29 protein-coding genes and 1 pseudogene are annotated in these 26,241 nt (G+C 73.2%); 16 read left to right on the forward strand and 14 right to left on the reverse strand.

Features of this window, described 5'->3' with window-relative positions; all coding sequences use genetic code 11:
• Window positions 1-66 precede the first annotated feature (66 nt).
• Complete coding sequence (locus ACFWW8_RS32560; protein WP_386534811.1) at window positions 67-1,377, forward strand: alpha/beta fold hydrolase; 1,311 nt, start codon at window positions 67-69, stop codon at window positions 1,375-1,377.
• A gap of 69 nt (window positions 1,378-1,446) precedes the next feature.
• Here the strand turns inward: ACFWW8_RS32560 and ACFWW8_RS32565 are convergent, their stop codons facing one another.
• Window positions 1,447-2,199, reverse strand: coding sequence for a YqjF family protein (locus ACFWW8_RS32565; protein WP_386534814.1), 753 nt, complete (start codon window positions 2,197-2,199; stop codon window positions 1,447-1,449).
• A gap of 188 nt (window positions 2,200-2,387) precedes the next feature.
• Here ACFWW8_RS32565 and ACFWW8_RS32570 point away from each other — a divergent pair, with 188 nt between their 5' ends.
• Both ACFWW8_RS32570 and ACFWW8_RS32575 read left to right on the forward strand, forming a co-directional pair.
• Window positions 2,388-4,400 (forward strand): hypothetical protein, encoded by a 2,013-nt coding sequence (locus tag ACFWW8_RS32570; protein WP_386534817.1) that lies wholly within the window; start codon window positions 2,388-2,390, stop codon window positions 4,398-4,400.
• A gap of 4 nt (window positions 4,401-4,404) precedes the next feature.
• Window positions 4,405-5,883, forward strand: coding sequence for a branched-chain amino acid ABC transporter substrate-binding protein (locus ACFWW8_RS32575; RefSeq protein ID WP_386534820.1), 1,479 nt, complete (start codon window positions 4,405-4,407; stop codon window positions 5,881-5,883).
• 92 nt (window positions 5,884-5,975) lie between these two features.
• Here the strand turns inward: ACFWW8_RS32575 and ACFWW8_RS32580 are convergent, their stop codons facing one another.
• Both ACFWW8_RS32580 and ACFWW8_RS32585 read right to left on the reverse strand, forming a co-directional pair.
• Window positions 5,976-6,332 carry a PRC-barrel domain-containing protein gene (locus tag ACFWW8_RS32580; protein WP_386534823.1) on the reverse strand — a complete coding sequence of 119 codons (357 nt, stop codon included), beginning with the start codon at window positions 6,330-6,332 and terminating at the stop codon, window positions 5,976-5,978.
• A 28-nt stretch (window positions 6,333-6,360) separates the two neighbouring features.
• On the reverse strand, window positions 6,361-7,020 hold the full coding sequence (locus ACFWW8_RS32585; RefSeq protein ID WP_386534826.1) for a helix-turn-helix domain-containing protein: 660 nt from the start codon (window positions 7,018-7,020) through the stop codon (window positions 6,361-6,363).
• A 96-nt stretch (window positions 7,021-7,116) separates the two neighbouring features.
• On the opposite strand from ACFWW8_RS32585, the gene ACFWW8_RS32590 reads away from it, so the two are divergent.
• The gene (locus tag ACFWW8_RS32590) at window positions 7,117-8,523 is read left to right on the forward strand and encodes an MFS transporter (RefSeq protein ID WP_386534829.1); all 1,407 of its coding nucleotides are present in this window, start codon (window positions 7,117-7,119) and stop codon (window positions 8,521-8,523) included.
• Window positions 8,524-8,593: 70 nt separating this feature from the next.
• Here ACFWW8_RS32590 and ACFWW8_RS32595 read toward each other — a convergent pair whose 3' ends face one another.
• The 4 genes from ACFWW8_RS32595 to ACFWW8_RS32610 form a co-directional block, all read right to left on the reverse strand.
• Window positions 8,594-9,220, reverse strand: a complete 627-nt coding sequence (locus ACFWW8_RS32595) for a putative glycolipid-binding domain-containing protein (protein WP_386534832.1) — start codon at window positions 9,218-9,220, stop codon at window positions 8,594-8,596.
• A gap of 504 nt (window positions 9,221-9,724) precedes the next feature.
• A complete protein-coding gene (locus ACFWW8_RS32600) occupies window positions 9,725-10,057 on the reverse strand; it encodes a hypothetical protein (RefSeq protein WP_386534835.1) in 333 nt (110 codons plus the stop codon).
• Between the two features lie 15 nt (window positions 10,058-10,072).
• Window positions 10,073-10,369, reverse strand: coding sequence for an NAD(P)-dependent oxidoreductase (locus ACFWW8_RS32605; protein WP_386534838.1), 297 nt, complete (start codon window positions 10,367-10,369; stop codon window positions 10,073-10,075).
• A gap of 65 nt (window positions 10,370-10,434) precedes the next feature.
• On the reverse strand, window positions 10,435-11,286 hold the full coding sequence (locus ACFWW8_RS32610) for an inositol monophosphatase family protein (protein WP_386534841.1): 852 nt from the start codon (window positions 11,284-11,286) through the stop codon (window positions 10,435-10,437).
• A 111-nt stretch (window positions 11,287-11,397) separates the two neighbouring features.
• Between ACFWW8_RS32610 and ACFWW8_RS32615 the strand changes: the two genes are divergently transcribed.
• The gene (locus ACFWW8_RS32615) at window positions 11,398-12,456 is read left to right on the forward strand and encodes a LysR family transcriptional regulator (protein ID WP_386534844.1); all 1,059 of its coding nucleotides are present in this window, start codon (window positions 11,398-11,400) and stop codon (window positions 12,454-12,456) included.
• 310 nt (window positions 12,457-12,766) lie between these two features.
• On the opposite strand, the gene ACFWW8_RS32620 is transcribed toward ACFWW8_RS32615, so the two are convergent.
• Window positions 12,767-12,985, reverse strand: a complete 219-nt coding sequence (locus ACFWW8_RS32620) for a hypothetical protein (protein WP_386534846.1) — start codon at window positions 12,983-12,985, stop codon at window positions 12,767-12,769.
• Window positions 12,986-13,163: 178 nt separating this feature from the next.
• On the opposite strand from ACFWW8_RS32620, the gene ACFWW8_RS32625 reads away from it, so the two are divergent.
• The 4 genes from ACFWW8_RS32625 (at window position 13,164) to ACFWW8_RS32640 (ending at window position 14,664) form a co-directional block, all read left to right on the forward strand.
• On the forward strand, window positions 13,164-13,421 hold the full coding sequence (locus tag ACFWW8_RS32625) for a WhiB family transcriptional regulator (protein WP_386534848.1): 258 nt from the start codon (window positions 13,164-13,166) through the stop codon (window positions 13,419-13,421).
• Window positions 13,422-13,508: 87 nt separating this feature from the next.
• On the forward strand, window positions 13,509-13,922 hold the full coding sequence (locus ACFWW8_RS32630) for a phage holin family protein (protein ID WP_386534851.1): 414 nt from the start codon (window positions 13,509-13,511) through the stop codon (window positions 13,920-13,922).
• Window positions 13,919-14,401 carry a DUF3618 domain-containing protein gene (locus tag ACFWW8_RS32635; RefSeq protein WP_386534854.1) on the forward strand — a complete coding sequence of 161 codons (483 nt, stop codon included), beginning with the start codon at window positions 13,919-13,921 and terminating at the stop codon, window positions 14,399-14,401. The genes ACFWW8_RS32630 and ACFWW8_RS32635 overlap by 4 nt, the downstream gene beginning before the upstream one ends.
• Complete coding sequence (locus ACFWW8_RS32640; protein WP_386534856.1) at window positions 14,398-14,664, forward strand: DUF4235 domain-containing protein; 267 nt, start codon at window positions 14,398-14,400, stop codon at window positions 14,662-14,664. The genes ACFWW8_RS32635 and ACFWW8_RS32640 overlap by 4 nt, the downstream gene beginning before the upstream one ends.
• A 117-nt stretch (window positions 14,665-14,781) precedes the next feature.
• Here the strand turns inward: ACFWW8_RS32640 and ACFWW8_RS32645 are convergent, their stop codons facing one another.
• Window positions 14,782-14,958 carry a hypothetical protein gene (locus ACFWW8_RS32645; protein ID WP_386534859.1) on the reverse strand — a complete coding sequence of 59 codons (177 nt, stop codon included), beginning with the start codon at window positions 14,956-14,958 and terminating at the stop codon, window positions 14,782-14,784.
• Between the two features lie 482 nt (window positions 14,959-15,440).
• Between ACFWW8_RS32645 and ACFWW8_RS32650 the strand changes: the two genes are divergently transcribed.
• The 3 genes from ACFWW8_RS32650 to ACFWW8_RS32660 all read left to right on the forward strand — a co-directional run bounded on the left by ACFWW8_RS32650 (window position 15,441) and on the right by ACFWW8_RS32660 (window position 17,668).
• Window positions 15,441-16,241 (forward strand): MEDS domain-containing protein, encoded by an 801-nt coding sequence (locus ACFWW8_RS32650; protein ID WP_386534862.1) that lies wholly within the window; start codon window positions 15,441-15,443, stop codon window positions 16,239-16,241.
• Window positions 16,238-17,206: an anti-sigma factor RsbA family regulatory protein gene (locus ACFWW8_RS32655; RefSeq protein WP_386534864.1), complete on the forward strand. Its 969-nt coding sequence runs from the start codon at window positions 16,238-16,240 to the stop codon at window positions 17,204-17,206. Before ACFWW8_RS32650 ends, ACFWW8_RS32655 begins: the two co-directional genes overlap by 4 nt.
• 189 nt (window positions 17,207-17,395) lie before the next feature.
• Complete coding sequence (locus ACFWW8_RS32660) at window positions 17,396-17,668, forward strand: DUF3253 domain-containing protein (protein WP_386534867.1); 273 nt, start codon at window positions 17,396-17,398, stop codon at window positions 17,666-17,668.
• Window positions 17,669-17,796: 128 nt separating this feature from the next.
• On the opposite strand, the gene ACFWW8_RS32665 is transcribed toward ACFWW8_RS32660, so the two are convergent.
• The gene (locus tag ACFWW8_RS32665) at window positions 17,797-18,030 is read right to left on the reverse strand and encodes a DUF2945 domain-containing protein (RefSeq protein ID WP_386534870.1); all 234 of its coding nucleotides are present in this window, start codon (window positions 18,028-18,030) and stop codon (window positions 17,797-17,799) included.
• A 185-nt stretch (window positions 18,031-18,215) separates the two neighbouring features.
• On the opposite strand from ACFWW8_RS32665, the gene ACFWW8_RS32670 reads away from it, so the two are divergent.
• Both ACFWW8_RS32670 and ACFWW8_RS32675 read left to right on the forward strand, forming a co-directional pair.
• Window positions 18,216-19,721, forward strand: a complete 1,506-nt coding sequence (locus ACFWW8_RS32670) for a cryptochrome/photolyase family protein (protein ID WP_386534873.1) — start codon at window positions 18,216-18,218, stop codon at window positions 19,719-19,721.
• Window positions 19,722-19,808: 87 nt separating this feature from the next.
• Window positions 19,809-21,002: a spore photoproduct lyase family protein gene (locus ACFWW8_RS32675; protein ID WP_386534875.1), complete on the forward strand. Its 1,194-nt coding sequence runs from the start codon at window positions 19,809-19,811 to the stop codon at window positions 21,000-21,002.
• A gap of 33 nt (window positions 21,003-21,035) precedes the next feature.
• On the opposite strand, the gene ACFWW8_RS32680 is transcribed toward ACFWW8_RS32675, so the two are convergent.
• The 3 genes from ACFWW8_RS32680 to ACFWW8_RS32690 all read right to left on the reverse strand — a co-directional run bounded on the left by ACFWW8_RS32680 (window position 21,036) and on the right by ACFWW8_RS32690 (window position 22,999).
• Window positions 21,036-21,680: an HdeD family acid-resistance protein gene (locus tag ACFWW8_RS32680; RefSeq protein WP_386534877.1), complete on the reverse strand. Its 645-nt coding sequence runs from the start codon at window positions 21,678-21,680 to the stop codon at window positions 21,036-21,038.
• A 102-nt stretch (window positions 21,681-21,782) separates the two neighbouring features.
• On the reverse strand, window positions 21,783-22,178 hold the full coding sequence (locus ACFWW8_RS32685) for a VOC family protein (RefSeq protein WP_386534880.1): 396 nt from the start codon (window positions 22,176-22,178) through the stop codon (window positions 21,783-21,785).
• Window positions 22,179-22,240: 62 nt separating this feature from the next.
• The gene (locus ACFWW8_RS32690) at window positions 22,241-22,999 is read right to left on the reverse strand and encodes a hypothetical protein (protein ID WP_386534882.1); all 759 of its coding nucleotides are present in this window, start codon (window positions 22,997-22,999) and stop codon (window positions 22,241-22,243) included.
• 372 nt (window positions 23,000-23,371) lie between these two features.
• Here ACFWW8_RS32690 and ACFWW8_RS32695 point away from each other — a divergent pair, with 372 nt between their 5' ends.
• Window positions 23,372-23,899: an NUDIX hydrolase family protein gene (locus ACFWW8_RS32695; RefSeq protein ID WP_386534890.1), complete on the forward strand. Its 528-nt coding sequence runs from the start codon at window positions 23,372-23,374 to the stop codon at window positions 23,897-23,899.
• 110 nt (window positions 23,900-24,009) lie between these two features.
• On the opposite strand, the gene ACFWW8_RS32700 is transcribed toward ACFWW8_RS32695, so the two are convergent.
• Window positions 24,010-25,542 carry a SpoIIE family protein phosphatase gene (locus tag ACFWW8_RS32700; RefSeq protein WP_386534885.1) on the reverse strand — a complete coding sequence of 511 codons (1,533 nt, stop codon included), beginning with the start codon at window positions 25,540-25,542 and terminating at the stop codon, window positions 24,010-24,012.
• 433 nt (window positions 25,543-25,975) lie between these two features.
• Here ACFWW8_RS32700 and ACFWW8_RS32705 point away from each other — a divergent pair.
• Window positions 25,976-26,241 (forward strand): annotated as a pseudogene (locus ACFWW8_RS32705) (glutamate dehydrogenase); the annotation flags it as partial.

Below are 26,241 nucleotides of genomic sequence, written 5' to 3' on the forward strand. Positions count from 1 at the left end.
ACCCGTGCCCCCGCCGCGACCCGGCTGGGGCACGGGACTTCGCACCGCGTACCCCAGGGGCCGTCCGTGACCGCAGAGCACAGCTACCGCCAGCCCGGAACGGTCCTCACCGACCACCGGTTCACCGTCCCCCTGGACCACGCGCACCCGGACGGCGAGCAGATCGAGCTCTACGCCCGCGAGATCGTCGCCGCCGGCAAGGACCCGCGGACACTGCCCTGGCTGCTGTACCTGGAGGGCGGCCCCGGCTTCGGCGCGCGGCGGTTCGTCGGACGGCAGGCGTGGCTCGACCGGGCCCTGACCGAGTTCCGCGTCCTGCTCCTCGACCAGCGCGGGACCGGCCGCTCCACCCCGGTCAACCGGCAGACCCTGCCACTGCGCGGCGGACCGGCCCAACAGGCCGACTACCTGGCCCACTTCCGCTCCGATTCCATCGTGCGCGACGCCGAGGCCATCCGGCCCGGCCTGACCGGCGGCGCCCCCTGGACCGTCCTGGGGCAGAGCTTCGGCGGCTTCTGCGCCACCCACTACCTCGGCCACGCGCCCGAGGGTCTGGCCGCGGTCCTGATCACCGGCGGACTGCCGTCGCTGACCGCCACCGCCGAAGAGGTGTACGAGGCCGCGTACCCCCGGATGGAGCGCAAGACCGCCGCGCACTACGCCCGTTACCCCATGGACGTGGAGCGCGCCCGCCGGATCGCCGCCCACCTGGCCGACGGCCCGGCCGCATCCCCGGGCGGCCGGCGGCTGACCCCCGAGGCCTTCCAGTCCCTCGGCATCCTCCTCGGTTCCGGTGACGGCAGCCACCAGCTGCACTACCTCCTGGAGGACGCCTTCGTTCCCACCCCCGGCGGACCGCAGCTCTCCGACGCGTTCCTGGAGGGCGTCCACGGCCTCCTCTCCTTCGCCGGACACCCCCTGTACGCCCTGATCCACGAGTCCATCTACGCCCAGGACCCGGCCGTCCCCACCGCCTGGGCCGCCGACCGGGTGCGAGCCCGCCACCCGCGCTTCGACGCCGGCAAGACCCTCGCGGGAGCGGAACCCCTGCTGTTCACCGCGGAGAACGTCCACCCGTGGCACTTCACCACCGACCCCGCCCTCGTCCCGCTGCGCGAGACCGCCGAGCTGCTGGCCGCCCGTACGGGCTGGACGCCCCTGTACGACCCGGCCCGACTCGCCGTCAACGAGGTGCCCGTGGCCGCCGCCGTCTACCACGACGACCTGTACGTCGACACCGCGCACTCGCTGGAGACGGCCCGCGCGATCCGGGGGCTGCGGACCTGGGTGACGGACGAGTTCGAGCACGACGGCGTCCGCGCGGGCGGGTCCCGCGTCCTGGACCGGCTGCTGACCCTGGTGCGGGACGAGGCCTGAGCGGCGGCCGGCCCGACGCCGGCCCGCGGTCCGCGCGCCCGCCGACCCGCCGCGCGGGGGCCGGTCCCGTCAGCGCGCGGTCAGCCGGCGGGGACGGCCGAAGCGGACCGGAACCCCTTCGGAGTACAGGACGCTGTCCGGGGCGCCGGCCGGGGCGGACAGTCCCGCGGCGGCGATCAGGTCCTCCGTGCACTCCAGCAGCTCCGCGCGCCGCAGCGGCCAGCGCGGATGGGTGTTCGGCAGGTACAGCGGGCCGGTGTGGAAGTCGTTGTGCAGGGCCCAGCGGGCCGTGACGAAGTGCTCCACCGCGGTCGGCTCCGCGATCGGCCGGCCCACGCGGACGGAGATGCGCGAGCGCGCTCCCCGCGGGCCCGGCCACCTGCGCGTACCCGTGTACGTGAGGACGTCGCCGTCGCGCACGACGGACATCCGCGCCCACCGGTAGGGCAACCGGAAGGCGGCGCGCGCGATCACCACCGGCAGCAGCCGGGAGGCGTCCAGGGAGCGGAAGACGACACCGCGCCGCCCCTGCGCGTCCACCGAGTACAGCCGTACGTTCGTCTCCGGGAAGGAGCCGAAGTACGGCACGCCGGGCAGCCCCAGCCAGCCCACGCGGTGCATGCGGAAGGCGATGAGGCCGACGTAGGAGACCCCGTCGAGGGTGTCGGGGACCGTCCCGGCCGGCAGCAGGGGGGCCACCTCGGCCGGGTCGACCGCCCAGTGCAGGAACGCCAGGTCGAGCCAGGACTGCGTCAGCAGGGGCCGGGCCGGCGAGGCGGGTGGCTCCGCGCTCACGGGTTCGGGCGGATACGGGTACAACACTCCGCCATTGTCACAGGCCGGTCCCCTTCATCGGTCACATGACGGTCCCCGCCCCTGTCACATGCCGGTCCCCGCCCTTGTCACAGGCCGGTTCCAACCCCGAATCCGGGAGACCCGGCCTATGGCAGAGATCGGGAACAGATGACAGGCTCGTGTCCTCGAATGCGCGGAGCCTGGGGGGCGGACACGTGACGGAGCCGGGTATCGGCATGGGCTTGCGGGGCCGCAGCGGCATCCTCACCCTCGTCGGCGCGTGCCTCAAGGAGAGCCCGGCGGCCGAACGCCCCCTCACGATGCTGCTCGGACCGCCCGGCAGCGGCGCCAGCGAGGCGCACAGCGCCCTGATGGAGCACTTCGGGCCCGAGTACCCCTTCGCCTTCGTCAACTTCGGCGGCTCCCAGTCGCTCCTGCCCCGCTATGCCCTCGGCCTCCTCGCCCGCCAGCTCGAACGCAAACTGCCCCGCTACGGACGTTCCCGTTTCCCGCTGCTCAGTCTCGGCCTGCTGGCCTCCGACCAGGAACTGAGGATGCGCAACCTCGCCGAGGGCCGGCGCGCGGTCCAGCGGCAGCTCGACCAGTTCCAGCAGGACAACGAGGCCCGCCACGGCGACTACCTCGCCGCCTTCTTCGAAGTCGGCATGGGTGCCGTCGGCATGCCCGAAGGCGCCTCCACCGCCGCTCTCGCCCTCTTCCAGGACGCCCTGAGACGGGGCCGCCGCAGCATGCCGGGCCTGCTCCGCGGCAGGCCCGGCAGCCGGCTCACCACGGGCGCCCACTGGTACGGGGCGCACCCCATGATCCGCAGCGGAGATCCCATGGAGGCCCTCGTCGAGCTCAACCTGTGGCGCCACGAGGGGGACGAGAACGAACAGGAGCGCCTCGACCTCGTGCTGTTCTCGGCGTTCCTGGAGGACCTCAGACGCAACACCGCCCGCAACTTCATGCCCCGTTCCTACCTGCTCCTCCTGGACAACTCCCACACCGAGTACGGCCGCCGCTTCCTGGACCTGCTCGTGCGCGCCCGGCACGACGAGACGGTCGTGGCCGGGCACGCCAGCGACCCCCTGACCGTCGTCGCCAGCTCCAACCGCTGGCTGTCCCGCTGGGGCCCCGCCAGCGGGGACTCCTGGCCCTGGCAGCTGCGCGGCCCCGACCGGGCCTCCCTGTCCGACTGGAACACCCACCGGCCCACCCGGGACAGCGAGGACACCTGGTGGTACCCGTTACGCCTGCGCGACCTCAACCTCGACGAGGTCCGCATCCGCATCGAGCTCCAGCTCGGCGGGCACGGCGACCTCGCCCCGCTGACCCGCCTCACCCCCTTCGTGCACCGCCTCACCGGCGGCCTGCCGCGCGCCGTCCACCAGGTCCTGGAGACACTGCGCCAGTCCGGGCCGCCCCCGGACTCCGGCCCCCGGCAGGACCGCTGGCTGCGGGCCCTCCCCGACCGGCCGCTGAGCATCGGCGAGAGCACCGCCACCCTCGCCGACACCGCCCTCGGCCACCTCCTGCGCGACTTCGACGAGACCGGGCGCGCCGCCCTCGCCGAATGCGCCGCCGCCCGTGACTTCTCCGTCGGCACGCGGCTCCTCAGCCCCGGCGACGCCCTGTTCGGCGAGGTCCGGTCCCGCTGGCTGCTGTCCGGGCCGACCGCCGTCGTCCCCGTGCTCCACCCGTGGCTGCGCCGGCTGCTGCTGTGGCGGCTCGCCCGGCGCCCCGACGCGTGGGACACCGCGCACGAACTCCTCGCCGAGCACTACCGGGACGAGGGGCGGCCGGTCCAGGAGATGTACCACGAGCTCGCCCTCGGGCGGACCGACGCGGTGGCCGCCCACCTGACGCGGCGCTTCACGACCGTCCCGGCCCTGCAATGGATCGCGGAGTTCAGCGCCGTCACCGCGGCCCCCAACCGCCTTCCCGCCGACGGCGGTCCGCTGGACCTCCTCGCCGGACTCGGCCCGCGGGCCGGCGGACGCGGAGGGCGCGTGATGGACGTGGAATCCGTCATCCACACGCTGGTCACCACCCGCTGGGTGTGGAGCGACCCGCTCGCCGACCCCGCCATGCGACTCAACGACATGCTCGCCGACGGTTTCACCCAGCTGTCCCAACTGCGGAGGAACGACATCGTGGCCCTCTTCAACGAGGCGGAGCGACACCGCCACTGGCGCGACCCCCAGACCGCCGGCGGAGAGGGCTGAGCCCGTGGCCCGACTCGAATGGCCGCTGCACGTCGTCCGCCGCGCCGTCCTCGCCCTGGTCGCCGCCGCCGTGCTCGCCACGGCCGTCTGGCTGGGGGCCGACTGGATCCAGGAACGCCGGTCGACCTGCGCGGAGGGAGTCGTCGAACGGGGCGAGCGGGGCGAATGCGTCGGGGTGACCGACGGCTCCTACGCCTTCGCCCCCCACCTCGACGCGGTCGGGAAGAAGATCCGGGAGGAGAACGCCCGGGTCCTCGCCGGCGCCGACGAGGAGCCCTACGTCAGCGTCGCGTACCTGACCTCCTTCACCACCACCGCCGAGGACAGCAACTCCGCGGAGGGCGTCCGGCACGAACTGCAGGGCGCGTACCTCGCCCAGTACCGCCACAACCGCGGCGACCTGTCGGCCACGCCCAAGATCCGCCTGCTGATCGCGAACCCGGGCAGCACGTCGGTGCACTGGCGGCACACCGTCGACGAGCTGATCGCCCGCAAGGACTCCCCGGACCGGCTGGTCGCGGTCGCCGGACTGGGCCCCAGTACGGACGAGAACCTCGCCGCCGTCAAGCGGCTCTCGGAGCACGGCATCGCCATGGTCGGGGCCACCATGACCGCCACCAACATCCAGAACATCAACGGATTCGTCCGGGTCGCCCCCACCAACGTCGACGAGGCGTACGCCGCCGCCGGCTTCCTGAAGCGGCGCGGCACCGCCAGCGCCGTCGTCATCCAGGACGTGGCCCGGGGCAACCTGTACGCCTCCACCCTCGGCACGGCCTTCACCGAGGCGTTCGACGACGGCGGCACACACAGACTGGTGGCCGAACGGATGACGTACGACTCCTCCGTGGGCAGCGCCTGGCAGAACGAACTCCGCTACATGTCAGGCCAGTTGTGCCTCCAGAGCCCCCAGGTCGTCTACTTCGCCGGCCGCGGCCAGCACCTCACCCACTTCCTCGACTACCTGTCCAACCGCAGCTGCACCGAGCAGAAGTTCACCGTCTTCGCCGGTGACGACACCACCAACCTCACCGCCGAGCAGCTCGCCCACGCCGCCGACACCGGGGTCGAGGTCCTGTACACCGGGCTCTCCCACCCCGACATGTACCGCACCTCCCCGCAGTCGGTCTCCGCCCCCTCGGCCAAGAACTTCCAGGAGGGCGGACTGCTCGACCAGTGGTTCCCCCACGACCCGCGCCACGACGGCGGCGCGCTGATGGGCCACGACGCCGTGCTCACGGCCGCCCACGGCGTCCAGATGGCCGCGCGCTGGCAGGGCGCCGTCGCCGGGGACGCGGTGGCGCGGATGTTCCACCAGATGGACGGCAGTCAGCAGGTGGCGGGGGCGAGCGGCTTCATCTCCTTCCAGAACAACGGCAACCCCCGCAACAAGGCGGTTCCGATCCTGCGGCTCAACGCCGCCGGCCGGCCCGAGATCATCGAGGTGTCCGCGGCCCAGGGCAAGCCCCCCGAACAGCAGTGAGGCCCCGCAGCCCGTCGGTGACGGCCGTGACCCGGTAGCCGTACCGCTCCCGCGCCACGCCGAAGGGGCGGCGGGCGGGGGCGCGGTGGTGCTCAGACGGGGTAGCCGGGGCCGTAGTGGGTGCTGAGGCCGGCGTGGTAGGCCGGGTCGCCGAGGTGCAGGTGCTGGTCGAACTCGGGCGCGTTCTCGATCTGCACCCGCGACAGGCCCACGTAGACCCGCTGCTCGTCCAGCTCGATCCGGGTGATGGTCCCGGCCGGGATCAGGACCTCCTTGCCGAAGATCCAGACCCCGGTGTCGACCACCAGGTAGGACGAGTCCACTTCGGCCGAGTGCTTGTCGACCTTGCCCACGGTGCCGTCGGTCGCCTCCACCGGCCAGCCGGCCAGGTCCACGCCCTCGACGAACTCCGGGGCCTGTCGGTGATTCCACGTGTCGTGACTGGTCATGGAACCCGGGTGCCCCCGGCCCGCCGCCTCAACCCCGCGCTTTGACAGCCCCGGAGTGGCCGGTTCGTACGACGGCCTGGTCGCCGCGCGGCCCGAACAGGTGGAGGATCTCCACCGTGCCCGTGCCCGGGGGACCGAACCAGTGGGGCTCACCGGTGTCGAAGTCGGCCGCCTCGCCGGGGCGCAGGACGAACTCCCGCTCTCCCAGGACGAGACGCAGCTCCCCGGCGAGGACGTAGAGCCACTCGTGGCCCTCGTGGCTCACCAACTTCGGCTCGCGGGGCGCCAGCACCTGCTTGAACACCTGCACCCGGCCCGGGTACCGGGTCAGGGGGACGAGGATGCTCCCGTGTCCCTTGCGTACGGGTTCCAGGTGCACCCGGGGGTCGCCGCTGGCCGGTGCGGCCACCAGCTGGTCGAGTGCGACGCGGTACAGGCGCGCGAGCGGGATGAGCAGGTCCAGCGTCGGGCGGCGCTTGCCCGATTCGAGGCGGGACAGCGTACTCACCGACATCCCGGTCGCGGCCGCCAGCGCCTCCAGGGTGAGCCCGCGGTCGCGGCGCAGGCCGCGCAGCCGGGGCCCGATCCCGTCAATCACCCGCTTGACCTCGGCGTCCGCGGCGCGGGCGCCGCCCGCGGCGGCCGGTGGATCCGTGGGGGGCGTCGCGTCCCCGGGGTGCTCGTGCATGGACCCATTTTGCAGTGTCCGCAAGTTTCCTGGTCACCGGCGCCCGGCCCGCACGAGCCTGACCGGGTACCCGTACCCGCACGTGAGAGGCACACCGTGACCGCGACGACCCGTCCCGTCCCGCTCCCCACCGAACCGAGCGCGCGCAGGCGGTGGACGGTGCTTGCCGTCTGCTGCCTCAGCATGTTCCTGGTGGGCCTCGACACCACCATCGTCAACGTGGGCCTGCCCGCGATCGGGCAGGGTCTCCGGATCGGAACGCACGGCCTCGAATGGACCGTTGACGCGTACACCCTGGTCCTGGCCAGTCTCCTGATCTCGTCCGGCGCGCTGGCGGACCGGTTCGGACGCCGGCGGATCTTCCAGCTGGGGCTGGCGGTGTTCGGCGCGGCATCACTGCTCTGCGCACTCGCCCCCTCGGCCGGTGCGCTCATCGCGGCCCGTGCGGTCCAGGGCGTCGGCGCCTCGATGCTCAGCCCGGTCGCGCTGGCGATCGTGGTGAACACGATGCCCGACCCGAGGGAGCGGGCGCGGGCGATCGGCGTCTGGGCGTCCGTCTTCGGGCTCAGCATGGCCGTGGGCCCGGTCACGGGCGGCGCCCTCGTGGCGGAGTTCGGCTGGCGGTCGTTGTTCTGGATCAACGCACCCGTCATCGTGGCCGCCCTCGTGCTCACCGCCGTCTTCGTGCCGGAGTCCCGCGCCAAGCGCGTGCGGCGGCTCGACCTGCCGGGCCAGGCCCTGCTCACCGCGGCCATGGTGGCCGTGGTCGGCGTCCTGATCGAGGGGCCGCGCATCGGCTGGACCTCGCCCGCGGCATGGGGTGCGTACGGAGTCGCCGTGCTGGCGGCGGCCGCGTTCGTACGGGTCGAGAGCCGCCGGCCCGAGCCGCTGATGGATCCGCGTCTCTTCCTTCGTCCGGCCTTCAGCAGCGCCGTGCTGGGGGCGGTGGCGGTCTTCGCGGCCCTGAACGTCACGCTGCTCCTCTCCACCCTGTACCTGCAGCACACCCGGGGCTGGACGCCCCTGGCCGCGGGGGCGGCGACCCTGCCCATGGCCGTAGGGGCGGCCGTCTGCGCACCCCTGTCCGGGCGGCTGGTCGGCCGTGTCGGACCACGGGTGCCGCTCGTCCTGGCGGGTGGCTTCACTACGGCCGGCGGGATCTTCCTGGTCGGGCTCGACCGGCACACCGGTGTTCCGCTGCTCCTGCTGGCCTACGGGCTCATCGGCACCGGGTTCGGCTTCGCCAACGCGCCGATCACCAACACGGCGGTGAGCGCGCTGCCGTCCGACCGGGCCGGAGTGGCCGGGGCGATCACGTCCACCGCCCGCCAGTTCGGCGCCGCGGTCGGCATCGCCGCCGCGGGGGGCCTCGTCGCGGGAACCGGCCCGGCCGCTCTGGCGCACGCGTCCCGTCCCGGCTGGATCCTGGTGGCCGGCTGCGGGCTGGCCCTCCTGGCCGTGGCCCGCGCGTCGCGGCCGGGGAAGGACACCGCCGGCGGGTGACGGCACGTGCGGACGGCGCCGGCTGGCTCGCCGGGGGACTCGCGGGCGGGCTCGCCGGCAGGTCGGCGCGTCAGCCGATGAAGCGGCGGCGGGCCAGGTCCGGGTAGTCGACGACGAGGCCGTCCGCGTCGAAGTCGACGTCGGCGGTGAAGTCCCCGGAGGCGTAGCGGATGCGTGCGCCGCCCGAGCCGGTGCGGCCGAGGTGCGTGTACGTCTGCCGGGACGGCCGGACCGCCAGGTCGGGCACGGACACCCAGGCCATCAGGAAAGCGTGCTCGCCCGGGTTCCGGTGCAGGGCGTGCCGGAGCACGGGCATGGAGTTGGTGAGGGGGCACAGGCCGAGGTCACAGTCGAACGCCCCCTCCAGGTCCGGCCGCGGGTGCCCGTCGACGGTCCACCCGCCGGCTGCCGAGCGCCGCAGGTCCAGTTCCCGTACCTGTCCGGCGTCCTCCACGCGCACGGTCAGGCGCCGGGTGGCGTAGTCGTCGCCGGTCTCCAGCTCGTACGAGAGCCAGTAGGGCTCCGGCTCCGTGCCGACGGCCCGGCCCCGGGCGAGGAGCCGCCCGGGGCTCGCGGGGCCGGGGGCGTGGCTCGCGGGGTCGGGCGGGCCCGCGGGGCCGGGGTGGATCTGCACCCAGGCGGTCTCCAGCCCCCCGCTCGCCGTCACTTCCCAGGTCGGTACGCGGTGTTCGCTCACCCCGCCAACCTACCGGCGGGGACGCCCGCCCCCGGGCTCCACACCGCCGCCCGAGCTGTGCGGGGCACCGAGGTCCACCGGAGGTAGCCCTCAGGTATGCGGACGCGAATGGCTCCGTGGAGTGACGACGGGTGATCCCCGCCGGTGAGAAATTCGGAGACGTCAGCAGAACGAGGGTGAGGAGCCCGTCGATGTCCGCGATCCGCCGTACCGTCCATGCCGCCGCCGGTGCGGTCCTTGCTCTGCCGGTCGGGCCGGCGGCGGCCCTGCCGTCTCTGACGGGGCGGTCCGGGCGAGCCGCCCGGTTACAGGGCCGCACAACCGGCGCCCAGGGGCGGAGGGGCGGACGGGTGCTGAGCCGGGCCGTGCCCCGACCACCACCAGGCCTGGGGCGGCCCGACCACGGCAGGCATTCCGGGCGGTGCACGCGGGCGGGTGGCTGATATGCCTCGCGGTGCCGTTGCACTGGCCGGTGCGGTGGCCGCGCGCAAGGGCAGCGCGGGGTCAGCCGCCGCTGCCTCGGCTGACGCCGCTTTCGAACAGGGCGATGGTGTCCGAGTCGGCGAAGTGCGCTGTTTCCGCTTCCGCGACCATGAGCCTGGCGATTCCCGCGCGCGGCGCCGTGGGAGGGACCAGCCGAGGGCGGAAGTCCCCGGTGTGGATGAGGCGGCCGTTTCCCTGAGGGGACTTGTCCGTCAGCGGCCCGGCATGGACGGTGGTGCCGCCCGCGGCGCGGACGGTGCGGCCGGACACCTCCTTGGCGTCCCACTCGTGGCGCAGGACGCGCTTGAGGAGAGCGCCGGTGAAGGTGCCGAAGGCCCCTTCGGTGGCGCCCATGCCCAGGGAGGCGAGCTAGACGACGCGGGGGCCGGCCGACACGACCTGGCGGGCACCTTCGGTGAGGAGGGCGGGGTCCTGCTTCCTGGTGACGCCCAGGGCGCTCACGACGACGTCGGCACCCTCAACGGCTGCCTCGACGCTGCCGGGTTGGGTCACGTCCGCCCGGACCACCCGCAGGTTCCCGGCGGCCGGGGCCTCGATCTGTTCCGGGCGGCGGGCGAGGGCGATGACGTCGTGCCCGCGTTCCACTGCGCGTGCGATCACCAGTCGGCCTGTCCGTCCGGTGGAACCGAGTACGGCGATCTTCACGATGATCTCCAGTCGTGGGAGCAGGGGGAAAGGGGGGTGGGAGGGGGAAGGAGGGGGGAAGGGGGTCAGGCCAGGTCGGAAAGGACGTCGACCACCCGCGTGTGCAATCCGGAGGCGGAGGCGAGGAAATCGGCGCTCGCCAGGTTCCACGGCTCTCCTCGGGTGTCGGTGACCGAGCCGCCCGCCTCGGACACCAGCAGCGCGCCGGGCAGGAGGCCCGAGCGAACGTCGGAGAACTGCCAGAAGGCGTCCATGCGACCGGATGCGACGTGGACGAGCTGCAGCGTGGCCGGCACCGAGACCCGCACGACCAACGCGTTGAGCAGCATGGCGGTCACCGAGGCCCCCGTGCGACGAAGGGCTTCCTCGGCCTCACCGGGCTTCGCCTGGCCGGTCCCCACGAGGGCCGCTCGGAGGTCGGTCTTGGCGGAGGCCCGCAACGGCTCGCCGTTGAGGTGGGCCCCCCTGCCCCGGACCGCGGTGTAGGTGTCGCCGGTCAGCGGCAGGTGGACCACCGTCAGTAACGGGGCATTGGCGCGTACCAGTGTGGCGGTCACCCCCCACTCGGCCATGCCGTGAATGTGGTTGATGTTGCCCTCGGCCGTGTCCACGACCCACCATTCGCCCTCGGGCAGCAGGCCGCTCGCCAACTCGTCCTCCACCCAACGGGATCCGGGACGCGCCGCCAGCAGCGGCCGCTCGATGAGCGCCATCACCGCCTCGTCGTTGGCGTAGATGGCGCGGACCACCTCGTCGAGGTCACCGGGGCGCGCGCTCACGTCGTGGCGCTCGCGCAGCAGCTCCCCGGCCGCCTCCACGGCGGCCACCGTGCGCTCCAGCAGCGCGGCGAGCTCGGCGGTCTCGGTGGAGGCGGTGGTCTCGACGGCGGCGGTACCGGGCGAGGAGAAGACGTTCATGATCGCTCCAGCGGGAGAGGGGGTGGGCGGCCGTCCGACCGCTCGACCACGACGTTATGACCAGGCATCATTAACTTCAAATGCAATCTAGTTACGACTGGATTTACCTACATGCAACTGGACTTGAATCTGCTCACCGCGCTCGACGCCCTGCTGGAAGAGGGCAGCGTGACGGACGCCGCCGCCCGCCTCCACGTTTCGGCCCCGGCGATGAGCCGCACCCTGGGCCGCATCCGCCGGGCCACCGGCGACCAGATCCTGGTGCGAACCGGCCGCACCATGACTCCCACTCCCCGCGCCCTCGCCCTGCGCGCGACCGTGCACCAACTGGTCCAGCAGGCGCAGGCCGTCCTCTCCCCGCAGACGGAGGTCGACCTCTCGCGCCTGGACCGGACCTTCATCCTGAAATGGCACGACGCCCTGGCCGCAGCAGCCGGCCCGGCCCTGCTCCGTACGCTGCGCGCCCAGGCGCCGGGGGTGCGCCTGCGCTTCCTGGCCGAAGCCGCCACCGACACCCATGACCCGCGGCGGGGGGACATCGACCTCGAAGCCGCGTCCAGCCAGCCCTCGTCGCCCGAGATCCGCCGCGAGATCGTGGGCCACGACCGGCTCGTCCTCGCGATGCGTCCCGGCCACCCGCTGGACAGCGCCGCCCTCACCATCGAGGACTACGCGGCCGCCGAACACGTCACCGTGTCCCGCCGGGGACGACTGCGCGACCCCGTCGACGACGCGCTGCAGGCCCTGGGCCTGGCCCGACAGGTGGGGGTCGCCGCGCCCACCAACGCCACGGCCCTGCAGTTCGTCCGCCACCACGATCTCGTCGTGGCGGTTCCCGAACTCGTCAGCCGCCGCCTCCTGGACGACTTCGGGCTCCGGGTCCGGCCGTTGCCGAAGCCCCTGACCATGCCCGCCATCCCGGTCTACGTCGCCTGGCACCAGCGCTACGACAACGACCCCGCCCACACCTGGCTGCGCGGGCAGGCCCGTACCGCGCTGCGCGGGGCCTGCGCCGGACCACAGACCCCCGCGGCCACGCCGCCGGGGGCCGAGGACTCACGGGGTTCCGCGGCCGGCCGGATCGCTGCCGAAGTCGGCGTCGTGGACGGGGATGGCGATCCGGACCCGGCCGGTGAGCCCGAGTTTGGTCATCGCGGCGGACACGGATGAGGTGACGGTGGGTACGACGTCTCCGGTGGAGGGCGCCCGCGATGTCCTCGCTGGTGCGGCCCCGAGCGACGGCGAGGACCGCTTCGCGCAGGCGAGCCAGGACCCGCAGCCGTTCCCGGGCGTTGGCCCGGCCGGGGCGGACGCGCGGCTCGGAAGCCTGGGCGGTGGCCTTGATGACGAGCTGGTGAGTGAGGTACGCGGCCCCATCCCCGCGGCCGAGCAGACGATCCCCGAACTCCGCGGCCCGGACCACACCTTGCTGGCCGTGTCCCGGCTTCCGGCCCCGGCCAGCCCCGCCCCCCGGCGCGGTCTACCGTCCCTGATCCGCCTCTTCGCGGCGGAGCTCCGACCTGCGAGTGCCGCGGAGCCGGCTCGCCTGCGTCCATTCGGCGAACCACCAGGCGCCGGTGACCACGACCGCCCACAGCAGCCCGCTGAGCACCGCCGCCGACCAGGGCGCGCCCTCGCCCCAGCGCTCGACACCTGTCAACACCACCCAGCTGATCGCGAGGACAACAGCCGTACGCACACGTCGATGCCTGAACATGCGTCCCGCCTACCCCACACGCCCGCACTAAACGAACCCGCACCGAACGAAGCCGTACCCGCCGATGGGAAACGAGAAGACGCCGCCGCTCTGCATAGAGCCGGCGATACCGGCAAGGCGAACAGGGAAGCAATCCGGCAACGCGAACGGAGGCACGACGATGGACTGGCGTCACCAGGCCGCCTGCCGGCAGGCAGACCCGGACCTGTTCTTCCCCATCGGCACCAGCGGCCCGGCCCTGCTCCAGATCGAGGAGGCTAAGGCGGTGTGCCGACGCTGTCCGGTCCTGAGCGAGTGCCTGCAGTGGGCTCTCGAAGGGGGCCAGGACATGGGCGTGTGCGGCGGTCTGACCGAAGACGAGCGCCGCGCTGTCAAGCGCCGGACGGCCAGGGAGACCCGGGCCCGTCTCCGGGCCTGACCCCATCGGCGCTGCTTCACGACGCGTGGCCGGCCTGGTAGCACCGGCGCGTTCCAACAGACGGAGGGAAGGCAAGGTGACCTCATCATGAGCACGATCGAGCGAACGCCCCACACGGCCGACGAATCGGTGGGCGTCCTGGTTTCACGGGCATCGCAGCAGATCTCGGAGCTGGTCCGCGAGGAGATGCAGCTGGCCCGGGCGGAGATGACCCAGAAGGGCAAGCGCTTCGGCAAGGGCGGTGGCCTGTTCGGCGCCGCCGGGGTGATCGCCCTGCTGGCACTCCAGGCCTTGGTGGCCACCTGCATTGCCGCTCTGGCGCTGGCACTGCCGGTGTGGGTCGCGGCCCTCATCGTCACCGCGGTCCTGGGGATCGTCGCGGCTGTCATCGCGCTGGCCGGGAAGAAGCAGATCGCCAGGGCGGGCAGCCCCGCCCCCGAGCAGACCATCGACAGCGTCAAGGCCGACCTGGCCGAGATCAAGGAGAAGGCACACCGATGAACGACGACGCCCGCGCCACCATAGGCACCCCCACCCCCGGTACGCCCCGCCCCGACGCACTGCGCGAGCAGGTCGCGCACACCCGTGACGAGGTCGGGCAGACGGTCGAGGCCTCCGCCGACACGGCGGATGTCAAGGCCCGGGCTAAGGAGGGGACGGCCGCGCTCAAGGGACAGGCGGCGGACAAGGCAGCGCTGGCCACCGACCAGATCCGCGAGAAGGCGGGTCGGGTCGCACAACTGGCCAAGGACAAGACGCCCGATCCCGTCCTGGAGAAGACCGCGCAGGCGGCGGACCAGGTGCGCCAGACCGCGGCCAAGGCGGGCCAGTACGCGGTGGACCACACCCCCGACCCCCTCCTGGAGAAGGCCGGAGAAGCGGCCACGGCCGCGCGTGCCAACCGCACGCCGCTCCTCGCGATCGGCGCCGCGGTGATCGTGTTCCTGCTGGTGCGCCGCAGCCGCGGACGCCGCGGGTGAAGGCGTCCACGATCGCGTACAAGCCCGTCGGGCTGGCCGTGGGTGCCGTCAGCGGCATGATCGCGGGCGCCGCGTTCAAACAGGCGTGGAAGATCATCGAAGGCGAGGGCGATGCGCCCGACGCCACCGATGAGGACCGCCCCTGGCGGCAGATCCTGCTCGCCGCCGCCATCCAGGGCGCCATCTTCGCCGTGGTCAAAGCCTCGGTCGAGCGCTCGGGCGCCGTCGCCGTACGCCGAGTGACGGGCACATGGCCGGGCTGAGACCCGCCTCTGGACCGGGCCGGGCCCCTTCCCGGACGGGCTGCCGCCGCCCCCGTGACATCGATCCGGGGACCTGACCCGCACCCGTACGAGGCGCCCGCCCGGCCGCCCCCGCGGTCAGCCCGTCACGGGGAACCGGTCACCCCGGTGACCGTCCACTGGAACCACGCGGTCCACGCGGTCCCCGAGCACCTCTCCACAGGCAGCGACATCACCGGGGTCCTGGCCGGGACGCCCGGCCTGCGCCTGCAGGCCGCCGCCCACCGGGAGGACGCCTTCGTCCTGCAGGTCCACCACCGCCTCCTCACGGACGGCGGCCGGCCGGCGACGCCCGCACGTCCACGGTGCGAACCTCGGGGTCACCGCCGAGGCCTACCTGTCCGTCGGCGGCTTCCCGCCCCTCGCGGTCGGTGAGGACGCCGCCCTGGTCGACGCGCTGAACCGGGCCGGGCACCGCGTCCTCGCCACGCCGCTCTGCCCGGTCCTCACCTCGGCCCGGGTCCGCGGGCGCGCACGCGGAGGCTTCGCCGACGACCTGGCGGCCCTGGCCGCCCACCCGCTGCGGGGGCGGCGGCCGACCGCGGGATGAAACCGACGCCCCTCCGCCCGCCCGCCCGGCAGCCTCGGACTGTCCGGGACGGTTCGCGCTCCGCGCTGCGGGCAGGGGCAGATCGGAACACTCGCGGGCGCGTCGGCAGCGGCCAGGTTCACGGCTGTCCGTCCGGGGCCAGTAGGGTGCTGTGTTCGCAGGACGGTTGACGTGGGGAGGCGGCGAGGTGAGAGCGGCGCGGGCTTTGGCGCGATTGGACGAGGTCGAGCTGGGCGACCACGTCTGCTGGCGCATGGATCCGGCGGCCACGTTCGCCGACGCACGGGGTTACGTCGCCGACGGCGCCCTCTACGGGGACAAGGTGGTGGTCATCGGGTCCCGCGGTTCCACCGCGATCGGGCGGGACGGTGGGCGCCCGGGCTCCGTGGTCCTCGATCTGCCGCACCCGGCGGACACGGAGGTCCTGCTGGCCGCGGTCCGGCGGGAGGCCCGTACCGCGGTGCGCGAGGGCTTCAGGTCCGTACGGGTCCTTGCCGAGCGGAGCCCTTCGGCCGCGCCCGGTGGCGCCGAGGAGCTGCTGGCGCGAGAGCTGAAGCTGGACGAGTTCGCCTCGGAGAGCGGCGCGATCGTGGTGTGCGCGTTCAGGCCGACCCAGTGGGACGCCTCCGCGCTGGAACAGGCGGCCTGCCTGCATCCGCACGAGACGGGTGCGCGCGCCGCGCGTCCCGCCTTCCGGATGTTCAGCACGGGCGCCGACCGGTGGAGCGTGGACGGAGTGGTGGACTCGGAGTGCGCGGCGGCGTTCAACGCCGTGGTCCGCGCCGCGATGCGGTGCACGCCCACAGTGAGACTGAGGTTCGACGCCCTGGAGATCATCGACGCCGCGGGCATGCACGCCCTGGTCGACGCGGCCCGCCACCTGCCGGACCGCCGGATCGTCGTGGAAGGTGCCAACGAGACCGTGCGGCTGTGCTGGGAACTGGCGGGATACGCGGCCGTGGGCGTGCCGGTGGTGATGGCGGCATGACCGCGACCGTGCCTTCGAAGCCGGCCGGCCCGGACGAGGCCGTCTTCCGCCACGAGCTCTACCCGTACCGGGGGGAGGCCCAGTTCCTTTCCGGGACGCTGGACTTCATCCACGAGGCACTGGAGGCCGACGAGGCGGTGGTCGTGGCCGTGCCCGCGGACAAGACCTCGCTCCTGCGCGGCGAACTCGCCGACGAACCGGCCGTCACGTTCGTCGACACCACGACGGCCGGCGCCAATCCGGGTCGGCACATCGCCGCCTGGTCGGCCTGGATGAACGAGCGCGGCGCAGCGGGCAGGACCGTGCGGGGCATCGGCGAAACCGCCTGGCGCGAGGCGCGCGACACGGCGCACCTCTCGGAACTCCGCTATCACGAATGGCTGTTGAACCGGGCCTTCGCGCGCAGCTCCACGCGGTCGATGCTGTGTCCGTACGACGCCGCCGACGAGGACGAGGACGCCCTGCGGCTGATCTCCCGCTGTCACCCGCACATCCGCCACGACGGGCAGTACGCGCCCAACGAGGGGTACCTGACCGGCGAGGAGTACGCCTTCGACGCGCTGACCGCCCCCTGCGACCCGTTCCAGGAACTGAGCTACGCACACGGCGACCTGGCCGCGATCCGCTCCAAGGTGTCCCAGTGCGCGTCCGACGCGGGTGTCTCCCCGGACCGGCTGCCGAAGCTCGCCGTCGCCGTCACCGAGATCGCCACGAACAGCATTCGCCACGGCGGGGGCGGTGGGACCCTGCGCACCTGGGCCCGGGACGAGACGTTCCTCTGCGAGTTCCGTGACTCCGGATACATCCCCGACGTGCTGGCCGGCCGCAGCCGCCCCGAGGCGGACCAGATCGGCGGCCGCGGCCTGTGGCTCGCCCACCAGCTCTGCGACCTCGTCGAGATCCGCTCGGCCCGTGAGCTGGGAACCACGATCCGCCTGCACATGGACGCCCGGCGGCGACGGTAGGGGCCTGCCGGGACCGGTCCTGCCGGCCCGGGGTGCTCCGGGGGTCCGGGCGCGGAGATCAGACGTCCGCGTGATGGGCGGCGTACGCCTGGCCGGGCGGGATGACGGTGATGACGTCGATCAGCACGCCGTCGGGCGCGGCGATGACGAAGCCCGCCGCGCCCGCCCCGCCCGCGCGACACTGGGGGAGTGACGGACAACGGACCGCAGACGGAACGCCGCTTGGAGCGGGCCATCCTGGACCTGCTGGAGCGCCGGGGCCCGACCGCGTCGATCTGCCCCTCCGACGCCGCGCGCGCCGTGTACGGCGGGGACGGCGACGGCTGGCGCGCACTCATGGAACCGGCTCGCCGGGCGGCCCGGCGACTGGTGGCGGCCGGCGAGGTGGAAATCACCCAGGCGGGCCGCCCCGTAGAGCCGGAGCGGGCGCGCGGTCCGATCCGCATCCGCCGCGTCCGCTGAACCGGCCGGTACGAGGTCACCCGGCGGGCACCGCGCCCCCGCGGCAGCGTGGCCGTCCGGCCGGTGCGCGCCGCGCCCGGCGGAGCCGGCCCCTCGCGCGGGTCCGCACGGGCGCTCCGCTCCGGCCGTCAGGAGGAGCGGCCCTTCTTGCGCAGCGCGCCCGGCTTGTGGACGGCGTCCCGTCCGGTCGCCTCGCTCTCCACCTCGTACTGCGGCTGCTCCTCCGAGGCGTCGACGGTGCGGCCCGCAGCCCGCGTCCGCTTCGTGATCTTCTTCTTCACCCGGCCCGTCACCTCCTGGCCATGGCTCTTCCACGTGACCTCGTCACCCCGGCCGAGACCGTCCTTGCCGGCGCTCGTCATGACCGTCTCCCTCCTGTCGTGGCCGCCCCGCTCGCCCGGGCGTGCCAGATTCGGTGTCCGCCTCCCAGCCTCGGGCCCTGGGGCCGCCCGCGCACCTCCGGCAGGGTTGTGCCACGGGCGTTCGAGCCGTACGGAACGGCCGCGTCGGCCCTCGCGGACCCGGACCGGGTTGCTTGGATGGGGCCATGAGTCCAGTGCACTGGTTGTTCGGCGACCAGCTCGGCCCGCACTTCACCACCACCGCCGCGGGCGGGACGCCACGGAACACCCAATGGCTCCTCATCGAGTCACGGGCCGTCTTCCGCCGCCGGAGGTTCCACCGGGCCAAGGCCCACCTGGTCCTCAGCGCCATGCGCCACCGGGCCGCCGACCTCGGCCGGCGCGCACGGTACGTCGAGGCCGAGACGTACCGGGAGGGCCTGGCGCGCGCCGTGGGCGACGCACCCGTGTCCGTGCACCACCCCACCTCCCGGGCGGCCCTCGCCCTGGTGGCCTCGTTGCCGCAGGTCACGGTCCACCCGGCCCGCGGGTTCCTCGTCGGGCACCGGGAATTCGCCGACTGGGCCGCACGCCAGAAGGGCCGACGGCTGCTCCAGGAGCACCTGTACGAGCACACCCGGCGCACCCACGACATCCTGATGGAGGGGGACCGGCCGGCGGGCGGCCGCTGGAACCTGGACCACGACAACCGCGAGCCTCCGCCCCGCGGCCGGGCCACCCTGGGTGCGCCGGCGCCGTACCGGCCCCGGGAGGACGAGATCGACGAGGGCGTCCGGCGGGACCTGGACCGGTGGGAACGCGAGGAGGGCATCACGTTCGTCGGCCGCGACGGCCCGCGGCTCTTCCCCGCGAGCCGCCGCGAGGCACTGGCCGCGCTCGACCACTTCGTCACGCACCGCCTCGCCGGTTTCGGCGCGCACGAGGACGCCATGCTGGCCGGCGACCCCGTGATGAGCCACAGCCTGCTGTCCTCCTCCCTCAACCTCGGCCTCCTCGACCCGTGGGAGTGCGTGAGCCGGGCCGAGGAGGCCTGGCGTGCCGGGCTCGTGCCGCTCAACAGCGCCGAGGGGTTTGTCCGGCAGGTCTGCGGCTGGCGCGAATACGTGTGGAACCTGTACTGGCACCTCGGCGAGGACTACCGGCACCGCAACGACCTGCGCCACACGGCGCCCCTGCCCGCGTGGTTCGCGGAGCTGGACGCGGACGCGCCCGGGGCCCGCTGCCTGTCCACCGTGCTGGCGCAGGTCCGGGACACCGGGTGGACGCACCACATCCCCCGGCTGATGGTCCTCGGCAGCCGTGCGCTGCAGCAGGGCTGGGACCCGGCCGAGGTGACGGACTGGTTCCACCGGTGCTTCGTCGACGGCTACGACTGGGTGATGCTGCCGAACGTGGTGGGCATGTCGCAGTACGCGGACGGCGGGCTGATGACCACCAAGCCCTACACCTCCGGCGGCGCCTACATCCACCGGATGAGCGACCTGTGCGGGGGCTGCCGCTACCGGCCCGGCGACCGCACGGGCGAGCGGGCCTGCCCGTACACCGTCGGCTACTGGTCCTTCCTGGAGCGCCACCGTGCACGGCTGGAGGGCAACCCGCGCATGGCCCAGGCGGTACGGGGCCTGGACCGGCTGGGCGACCTGGCGCAGGTCGTCCGGGCCCACCGCGACGCGGGCGACACCCCGCCCTGAGACACCCGCGGGTGCGCCCCGGCGGCACCGCGGGGCCGCCTACAGTGGGAGGGTAGGCCGACCGCGACAGATCCGCAGGAGACGCACATGGGCCCCGCCCAGCCGTACGCCAGTGGCCCGGACGGGCCCGCGGACGCCCTGTTCGGCCTGGAGGACCTCGACACGGGGCAGGAGCGGCGCAGCCCGGGGGACGGCCGTCCGCTGTTCCGCGACACCCCGGCCGCGCGCCGGCTGCTGTCGGTGCGGCGGATCCACGCCGAACCCGGTGCAGCCGCCTCGCCGCGCGGACGGCAGGTCCTCGCCCGCTTCCCCGGGGCCGAGGTCGTGCCCGTGGCATCGCACTGGGGGATCCCGGACCTTCACGGCAACGAGGGGAACGTCGACCGCTGGGTCCGCATCAAGAGCGAGGTCCTGGTCCTGGGCGAGCGCAAGACGCTGACCACGCGCCCCAACGGCCGCTCCGCGGACTGGATCGCCCCCGGGCACGCCAACGGCTGCGCCATGGCCTGCGCCTACTGCTACGTCCCGCGCCGCAAGGGCTTCGCCAATCCGATCACCGTGTTCACCAACATCGAGCGCATCACCGCCCACCTGTCCCGTCACGTCGCGCGCCTCGGCCCCAAGCCGGAGGCGAACCAGTGTGACCCGGAGGCGTGGGTCTACGACATCGGAGAGAACAGCGACTGCTCGGTGGACGCTCTGATCAGCGAGAACGTGGCTGACCTGATCCGCGCCTTCGCCCGCTGGCCTACCGCCAAGGCCTCGTTCGCCACCAAGTTCGTCAACCCGGACCTGCTGTTGTGCGATCCGGGCGGCCGCACCCGCGTACGGTTCTCCGTCATGCCGCAGGAGGACTCCACCCTGCTGGACATCCGCACGAGCCCGGTGGAGAGCCGGATCGCCGCCGCCGGGGACTTCCTCGAAGCGGGGTACGAGGTCCACTTCAACCTCTCGCCCGTGGTCATCCGACCCGGCTGGGAGCGGGACTGGGCCGCCCTGCTGACCCACATGGACGATGTACTGCCGCGCGCGGTGAAGGCGCAGGCGGCAGCGGAAGTGATCATGCTGACGCACAACCAGGACCTGCACGAACTCAACCTCGGCTGGCACCCGCGTGCCGAGGACGCCCTGTGGCAGCCGGGCCTCCAGCAGCCGAAACGCTCCGAGAACGGCAGTACGAACGTCCGCTACCGCGACGGCGTGAAGGCCCGGGCGGTCGAGACGATGCGCACGCTGGTCGCCACCCATGCCCCGTGGCTGCGCATCCGCTACGCCTTCTGACGGCGGGTCCCGCACGGTCGCAGCGAACCACCGTCACCGCCCGGGGTCCGCCCCGGCGGCATCGACGATCCTGCGGGTGGCGGAGCGCAGCGCCAAGGCCATCACCACTTCGAAGACCCCGAGCAGAACGAGCCAGAGGCCCAGCAGGCGGGTCAGGGCGACCGCGGAGTCCACCGGGAAGCAGAGCACCACGATCCCGGCGACGGTGCCGAGGGCGCCCAGGGCGAAGAGGAGGCCGCGGTGCAGGAGCGCCCGGTCGGCGATCGCCACGTACGCCGTGAGCACCCCGGTCAGCAGCCAGAACACGCCGACGATCAGGGACAGGGCGCCGATCGTCTGCATCGGGTGCCGCAGCACCAGCACGCCCGCCAGGAACGCCAGTAGGGCGATCAGGACGGCCGCCAGCCTGCTGCCGCCCCCGTCGTCGCCGTGCGAGAAGGCCGTGACGAAGCGGAAGCCGCCGGCCACCAGCAGCTGCAGTCCGATGATGACGGCCAGGACGTGCAGCGTCTCGTCGGGCCAGACGAGTACGAGGATGCCCGGGATCAGGGTCGCGAGGGCGAAGCCGAGCGCCCAGTGCCACGATCCTCCGAGCCGCTTCAGGACGTCCTCGGGATCGCTCTGCGGTCCCTGTGAGCCCTGCGGACCTTGCGGTACCGCGTCGGGGACAACGGTCATCACGCCTCCAGGACCGGCCGGACGGTTTCCCTGCCTGACGCCTCCATGGTAGGCCGCGGGGGTGCACCCCGCCGCTCCGGCCGGGCGGGGGCGGTCCGGCTGTTACTGCCGGGGCTGGGTGGCGATCTGGATCAGGTTGCCGCAGGTGTCGTCGAAGACGGCGGTGGTGACGACGCCCATGTCCAGGGGCTCCTGGGTGAAGCGGACGCCGAGGGCGCGCAGGCGCTCGTACTCCGCGTGCACGTCCTCGACGGCGAACTGGGCGAGCGGGATGCCGTCCTTGACGAGCGTGTCGCGGTACGGCTTCACGGCAGGGTGGCCGGAGGGCTCCAGGAGGAGCTGGGTGCCGCCGGGGTCGTCCGGCGAGACGACCGTCAGCCACCGGTCCGTCCCGCCCACGGGGACGTCGTACTTCTTCACGAATCCGAGGATCTCGGTGTAGAAGCGCAGGGCCTCGGCCTGGTCGTCGACGAAGACGCTGGTCAGATGGATCTTCACGGGGTGCTCTCCTCCGGGTCGGACGGGACGGGCACGGGCCACCCCCCTATCGGCCGCTGCGGCTACTTCTGGCAGGTGAAGGTCACCTGTGCGCTCCGCGCGGTCATCTTCTGGTCCGGCAGGTGCAGGGTGACGAAGGTGCCCACCGTCGAGACGTTCGCCTGGCCCGACACCCGCACCACGTGCAGCAGCGCCCGCGTGCTCGTTCCCTTGCCGAAGACCGCGGTGCCGGGGGAGACCGGGTCGGAACTGGAGGCGAAGGTCCAGTAGTACCGGACCTTGCCCGGACCGGTGGCCGTGATCTTGCCGTCGAACTCCGCCGTGGTCCCCTTGGTGCAGTCGATGACCGACCCGGGCGGCGTCAGGACGACCACCTCGACCTTGCCGACCCTCACGGTCTGCTTGCCGTCCGACGGCTTCGCCGGGGGAGGCTTCGCGCAGGTGACGCGCTTGCCCTGCTGGCCACCGCCCGCCTTGTAGCCGACGACGCCGTACGTACCGTACGGCAGGCCCGGCCGGTCCAGTTCGCCCCTGCCGTTCACCGTGGCGCGGAAGGAGGTCTTCGGCCCGTCGACCCGCACCGTCTGGTTCGCGGAGAACCCGCCGAGGTGGAGTCGGTAGCGCACGTCCGCGCCCGGCTTGCCGCCGGCGCTCGGCACCAGCTCGCACGAGGGCGCCGAGGGCGCGGCGCCGGGCGCTGCCGTGCGGCCCTGAGCCGCGAAGGCGGGCGTGAGGGCGACCGAGGAGGCGAGGAGCGGGGCCGCGAGGAGCATGAGGCAACGACGCCGGTTCGTCTGCCGGATCATGGTGCTGCCCTTCATGAGGAGAGCCCCGAGGTCAAGACCTCAGGATATCGGTCGACGCGGTCACCGGGCAGCCCGAGCCCCGCAGCCCCCCATCCCACGACGAAGGACCTGCGCGCCCCGCAGCCCGCGGGCTACGGGGGCGAGAGCAGCCGCGTCGCGCGTCACGCGCCCCAGCCCCGCCGTCCCCGGGTCCGTACGGTCGTGACCAACGTCCCGATCCGCTCGTTCACGTATGCCCCGGCGTCGACGACCGGCCCTGCCCCGACCGGCCCTTGACCGGTGTCCGCGGCGAAGGCCGGTGTCCGCGCCGCCACTTCGGCGTACGTGAACTCTTCCCGGGATCCTGCGCCCGCTGCACCCGGAAAGTATGATCAAGCAATGTCTGACATGACCGAAACCACGCCCGGTTGGCTGACCAGCGACGAGCTGGAACTGGCCAGGGCCCGGATGCCGATCCTTTACGTGGAGGCCGTGCCCGTACGCGTGGACACCAGCGGCGAAGTCACCAGCATCGGACTGCTGTTGCGCATCGGCCAGGACGGGACGGTCAGCCGGACGCTGGTCTCCGGCCGCGTCCTGCACCACGAACGGGTCCGGGACGCGCTGCTGCGCCACCTGGAGAAGGACCTCGGTCCGATGGCGCTGCCGCGCGTCCCCGCCTCCCTCCAGCCCTTCACGGTCGCCGAGTACTTCCCCACGGCGGGCGTCACCTCCTACCACGATCCGCGGCAGCACGCGGTGTCCCTCGCCTACATCGTCCCGGTGACCGGCGACTGCCGGCCCCGGCAGGACGCGCTGGACCTGGTCTGGCTCAGCCCGCAGGAGGCCGCCTCCCCGTCCGTGCAGAGCGAGATGCCGGGCGGACACGGGGTCCTGCTCAAGCAGGCACTCGCGTACGCGGGGCACACCTACTGAGCCCGTCCGCTCACCAGTACGGGCGGGTGGACCCCACCCGCCCGTAGGAGCACCGTCAGGGCGTCCCTCTCGGATCGTGCCGGACCCGGCAGGATCCGACGGGAGCGGCCCTACGGGACCCGGCCCCCCGCCGGCGCGGGCCCTTCGCCCTCCGTGGCCCGTGTGGCCCGGGCGATGAGCAGGGCAACGTCGTCGTGGTCGCCCGGGTGGCGCAGCGTGTACAGGAGCTGGTCGCAGGTGTCGTCCAGCGAGCGGTGCGGGTCGTTCAGGACGTCGAGCAGGACGGCGAGCCGGGCGTCCAGCGGCGCGTCGCGGGTCTCGACCAGACCGTCGGTGTACAGGACGAGCTGGTCTCCCGTCTCCATGGCGAGGCTGGTGGCGTGGAAGGCGACTCCGCACCCGCCCAGCGGCGCGCCGGTGGGCAGGTCGAGGAGCTCGCGGGTGCCGTCCTTGCGCAGGAGTACGGGCGGCAGGTGCCCGGCGAGGGCCAGGCGACACCGCGCCGTGCTGGGGTCGTACACGGCGTAGACGCAGGTCGCGATGGTGTCGAGGCTCTCGGTGACGTGGTCGAGGTGGTAGAGGACCTGCGCGGGATCGAGGTCGAGGTCGGCCAGCGTCCGGGTGGCGGTGCGCAGCTGGCCCATGCTGGCCGCGGCCGCGACTCCGCTGCCCATGACGTCGCCGACGACGAGGGCCGTCTTGTCGCCGTTGAGGGGGATCACGTCGAACCAGTCGCCGCCGATCTCCATGGTGGCCTGGGCGGGCCGGTAGCGGGTGGCGACTTCCAGTCCGGGCCGCCGGGGCGGTGTGCGGGGCAACAGGCTGTGCTGGAGCGTGAGGGCGGTGTGCCGCTGTTCCTCCACGGCGCGGTGCCGCTCGGTGACGTCCACGCTGGAGGTGGCCACGCCCAGCACGTTTCCGTTGGGGGCTTCGAGCCGGTAGAACGAGATGGACCAGGCGTGGTCGTGATCGGGATCGGCCGCAGTACGACCGACGGTGTACTGGTCAACGATGGGGACGCCGGTCGCCAGGACCTCGCGCATCGCCGCCGCGAAGGACGCGTCCACCGCCGGCAGCACCTCGTGGACGTGCCGGCCGATGTGCTCGGCGGCCGGCAGTCCGTTGAGACGCTCCTCCGCGGGATTGACCGACACGTAGCGCAGGTCGGTGTCCAGCACGCCCAGGCCGATCGGCGACTGGGCCACCAGACGGGCGGCCAGCGCCAGGTCCCGCTCGACCTGCCGCACCGTCGCCTGGTCCGCGGCCAGGCCCAGGGCGTAGTACTCCTGCTGGGAGTCCAGCAGCCGCATGTTGCGGAACTCGACCATGCGCGTGCTGCCGTCCTTGTGGCGGACGGGGAAGGTGCCGGCCCAGTTGCCCCTGCCCTCCATGACCTGGGCGAACATGTCCAGCACGACCGTCAGGTGCTCCTCGTGGATGAGCAGGCGGCCCGCGAACTCGCCCAGCGCCTCCTCGGCGGTGTACCCGAACAGGTTCTCGGCCTGCGGACTCCACAGGTCGATCCGGCCTTCGGCGTCCAGGAGGACGGCCGCGACGCCCAGCACGTCGAGCAGGCCGCCCTGCCCGGACGTGGCGTCCCACATCCCGTCGGCTTCGCCCCGCGAAGGCTCGTTCGCACCCATGCTCCGGACTCCTTCCGGCCGCGCCGGGCCGTGGCCTCCTGCCGGCCGGGGCCGTGTACCGGCGTCTGCACTCACGGCCATCCCATCGTCCCCCCTCCACCGGACGTACGTGCGCGCCACGCTGTCGGGGGAGGCCCCTCCCTCTGAGGCCGTAGCGGGAGGGGCCCGTCGTCCCGACGCCGGGCTTCACCCGTTCGGAGCACACGACAGGCCGCTCAGGGCCCCGCCGGGCGCACCGGCCGTCGATCAGACCGGCACGTGGTGCGCGCAGGCCGTGCCTCTGGCTTCGGCGTGGCCGCTCCGGGCGCAACAGGGCGCGTACGCACGGTCCTTGTCGGAAGATCACAAAGTCCCGCGGTGGCCGGTCGGCCTCGGGTTACGCTCCCCGATCCGGGCCCCCAGGGCCGCCGGCGACCCCCGATTGGACTGCACAGTGACGGATCCGAAGGACAGGCTGGACGACCTGCGGGTCGACATCGAGCGTCGCAACCCCGCCCAGCCCGAGTTCCACCAGGCGGTGCGCGAGGTCCTGGACACGCTGGCACCGGTGTTCGCGTCGCGCCCCGAGTACGCCGACCCCGCCGTGGCCCTGGTCGAGCGGCTCACGGAGCCGGAGCGTCAGATCGTCTTCCGGGTGGCGTGGGCGGACGACCGGGGTCGGGTGCAGGTGAATCGTGGTTACCGGGTGGAGTTCAACAG

This window comes from Streptomyces sp. NPDC058701 (assembly GCF_042715295.1).
Classification (GTDB): Bacteria; Actinomycetota; Actinomycetes; order Streptomycetales; family Streptomycetaceae; genus Streptomyces.